This is a genomic window from Frankia sp. AgKG'84/4 (genome assembly GCF_023242965.2).
Taxonomy (GTDB): Bacteria; Actinomycetota; Actinomycetes; order Frankiales; family Frankiaceae; genus Frankia.
In genome coordinates, this window is sequence record NZ_JALKFU020001193.1 from 1 (window position 1) to 2,605 (window position 2,605).

Consider the following 2,605-nt stretch of genomic DNA (forward strand, 5'->3'; position numbering starts at 1 on the left):
GCCCAGGCCGGCGACGGCCCCGGCGGCGGCGAACCGATCGGGCGCCTCGGCGAGGCCCGCCGCTTCGGTTCGCTGACGCCCCGCTCCGCCGCCGAGGCGCTGCACGAGGCGCTGGGGCTGGACGCCGGCTTCGGCGGGTCCGAGGAGGACTACACCGATCTGCGTTCGTCCCTGCTGCCCGATGTGCTCCGCCGCCGACGGGGGCTACCGATCCTGCTCTCGGTCGTGTGGCTGGAGGTCGCCCGACGGCTCGGCGTCGCCGCCTACCCGGTCGGCCTGCCCGGTCACGTCGTCGTGGCGGTCGGCACCCCCGAGGACAACGTCCTCGTCGATCCGTACGACGCCGGGCGGCTGCTGACGATCCACGACGCCGCCGCGAAGGTCCGCGCGGCGGGCGCCGCGTTCAACCGGGGCCATCTCGCGCCGATGGAGCCGCACGACGTGCTGGCCCGAATCCTGGGCAACGTGCGCGTCCTCGGGGCCCGCGCCGACGCTCCCCGCACCCGGCTGTGGGCGGTCGAGCTGTCGCTGCTGCTCCCCCATCACCCGACGAACCTGCGCCGGGAACGCGGCGAGCTACGGGTGCGCCTCGGGGACTTCCTCGGCGGCGCGCGGGACCTCACGACCTTCGCTGACACGGTCACCGCGGTGGAACCCACCGCGGCCGCGGCGGCCCGCCAGGCCGCCGCCGCCGCCCGCGCCAGACTCAACTAGGCAGCGTCCGTCGCGGGCATCGCCCACTGCCACGCGCCTGCGCCGGCTGTGCGTGGCGCAGCCGCTACCCGGCGCCTCGACAGGGACAGATCGCGCGCGGAACGCGTTCACAACGACGGGAAGCCTCTCCCCCGTAGCGCTCGGACATTCCAGGCGTACTGGGGTCACTCAGGGTGTCATGGACGGGGCCCGCCCGGCTCGGGCACCGGGCCGGGCGACTGGGCGCGGGCGGCGTCCGCGGTGCCTTTCGGGGCGGCGACCTGCTCGAGGTAGCCGCCCTCGAAGAACACCAACGGCCCGGCGTCCTCGCGCTGACGATCGAGGAACACCACCTCGCCGATCACCAGGGTGTGATCCCCGCCGGGATGGGTCGCGACAGTCCGGCACTCGAACACCGACAGCGCCCCGTCCAGCAGGACGACGCCGGTCTCGGGGCCGAGCGAATGCGCCCACCGCGCGAACGGCTCCGCCACGTCGTGGGCGCGTTTCGCGAAGAACCGGGAGGCCTCCGTCATGTCCGCGGCCAGCACCGACACCCCCCAGACACCGGCCGCGAGCAGCGGGTCGTGGAAGCGCGCGTCGCGGCGCACGCTGGCCAGCACGAGCAGCGGATCGAGGGAGACGGATACGAACGAGTTCGCCGTCATACCCAGGTGACGTGCGCCGGCCAGGGTGCTGAGCACCGTCACACCGGTCGCGAAGCGTCCCACCGCCTGGCGGAACTCACCCGCGTGCAGGGGCGCCCGAACGGCGGACATCGCGGCGCGGCTCTCCGGCGGCAGGCCTCCCACCGCTCCACGCTACCGCCGCGATCCCACACCCCGCCCACGGACAGCGCGATCGGTGACGTTGGGCACAGGGAACGGCACCCGTACCACTGGTCTCCGCCCGACAGCGCCCGCCGCCGCGCTCAGTGCCCGGGTCGCGATGAGTCCCAGCGCGGCGGCGCAAGGGCGGTCAACCCGCGGCGAGCCCGCCCGACGGCCGTCACGACAACCGGGCTGAGGCCTCCGACCAGCAGAAACGCGTAGCCCGCCGCGTTGGCGCGCAGCAACAGGTCGCCCTCCGGGCGGGCCGCCGAGAACAGCAGCACGATCGGCACCCAGCCGATGAGCACGGTCATCGGCCCGAGCCGCGTGCCGGTCAGCCAGCGCACCAGCAGCGCCGCCGCGGCGTTGCCGAACAGTGCCAGCAGCAGGCCGACAGCAATCACCGTGCCGCCCAGGTCCGGGCCCGCCGGCAGCAGGAACACGCCGTAGAGCCCGAGACCAAGCCCGAGCACCACGCCGAGGACATACGCGGCGCCGAGGAAGAGCCGCCCGGGCTCGGGCTCCGCGACCGCCCCGCCAGCCCCTCCAGCGACGCCGGGGACCTTCTCGGTCCCTGCGGCCTTCCCGGCCCCGGCGGCCTTCCCGGTCCCTGCGACCTTCCCTGCCCCGGCGGCCTTCCCTGCCCCGGCGGCCTTCCCGGCCCCTGCGGCCTTCCCTGCCCCGGCCCGCGCACCCTCGGCGGGGTCCGCGGCGGACGGCCGCGGGGACCGGGCCTGAGGCGGCGTGCGGCGGGGACCGGAACCGGGACGGGGCATGTCTCGACAGTAGGACATCCCGCGGCTGATCCCACCTCCGCGGCACATCCCCGATCAGCTTGTGACGAGCTCCCGCGGAACAACGATGACGTCAACGAGCGCGCCGCGGCGCCAGACCGTGAGTTCCACCGGCTGGCCGATCGTGGTCTCCGTCAGCAGCCGTTGGAGATCACCCGGGGTGACGATGGGCTGGCCGGCGAGCGACAGCACGAGATCACCGGTGAACAGGCCCGCGCTGCCCGCCGGGCTGCCGACGACGACCTCCGCCAGCCGGACGCCGTGGCGCTGCCCGGTGCGCCCGGCAAC

The 2,605-nt window shown here is 74.9% G+C and carries 4 protein-coding genes; 1 reads left to right on the forward strand and 3 read right to left on the reverse strand.

Annotation, left to right across the window (positions count from 1 at the left end):
* On the forward strand, positions 1 to 714 hold a 714-nt coding region (locus tag MXD58_RS28605), incomplete at its 5' end, for a transglutaminase family protein (RefSeq protein ID WP_250611283.1).
* A gap of 176 nt (positions 715 to 890) precedes the next feature.
* Here the strand turns inward: MXD58_RS28605 and MXD58_RS28610 are convergent.
* From MXD58_RS28610 to MXD58_RS28620, 3 genes are all read right to left on the reverse strand, one after another.
* Positions 891 to 1,505 (reverse strand): flavin reductase family protein, encoded by a 615-nt coding sequence (locus tag MXD58_RS28610; protein WP_374616780.1) that lies wholly within the window; start codon positions 1,503 to 1,505, stop codon positions 891 to 893.
* Positions 1,506 to 1,624: 119 nt separating this feature from the next.
* Positions 1,625 to 1,999 (reverse strand): DUF6113 family protein, encoded by a 375-nt coding sequence (locus MXD58_RS28615; RefSeq protein WP_248836674.1) that lies wholly within the window; start codon positions 1,997 to 1,999, stop codon positions 1,625 to 1,627.
* A gap of 354 nt (positions 2,000 to 2,353) precedes the next feature.
* A partial coding sequence (locus tag MXD58_RS28620) for a PDZ domain-containing protein (RefSeq protein ID WP_250611285.1) occupies positions 2,354 to 2,605 on the reverse strand: 252 nt, incomplete at its 5' end.